Here is a 573-nt window from a genome sequence, read left to right as displayed (position 1 = left end):
CTGTCGTCACGGGGCGCGTCTATAACGGCGCGAAGACGCCGCAATGGCATTCGAACGGCATTCTGTCGGGCTATCGCTCGAAAGAGTACCAGGGCAGCGGCTACAACCAGATGGTGATGGACGATGCAACGGGCCAGAACCGCGTGCAGCTTTACAGCAGCAGCGCGGACTCGTTCCTGCATCTCGGCTATCTGGTCGCGCAAAACGGCAACACGCGCGGCGCGTATCTGGGCAGCGGTTTCGATCTGAAATCGGATGCCTATGGCGCGGTGCGCGCGTCGCAAGGTTTGTATGTGTCGACGCATCCGTCGAATGGCACGGCAAGCCAGCCGCTCGACGCGAGTGCGGCGCGCTCGCAACTGGGGAACTCGCACAGCGTGATCGATGCGATGTCGTCGGCGAGCGAGGCGCATCAGGCCGAGTCGCTGAAAGACGGCACAGATGCACTCAAATCGTTCAGCGATGCGACGCAGAATAGCGTCGCGGGTTCGAGCGGCAGCGGCGGCAACACAGCGGGCGGCGGAACCGGCAACGCGAACGCGTTCAAGGAACCGATCATGCTGTTCGCGACGC

The 573-nt window shown here is 63.0% G+C and carries 1 protein-coding gene; it reads left to right on the top strand.

Annotation, left to right across the window (positions count from 1 at the left end):
* Positions 1-573: type VI secretion system Vgr family protein (locus G3O01_RS45040; RefSeq protein WP_205814010.1), on the top strand; the 573-nt coding region annotated here is incomplete at both ends.

The organism is Burkholderia sp. Ac-20365 (assembly GCF_017104715.1).
GTDB lineage: Bacteria > Pseudomonadota > Gammaproteobacteria > Burkholderiales > Burkholderiaceae > Paraburkholderia.
Note: the sequence above shows the minus strand (reverse complement) of the source record. Positions and strands in the feature narration are given on the sequence as shown.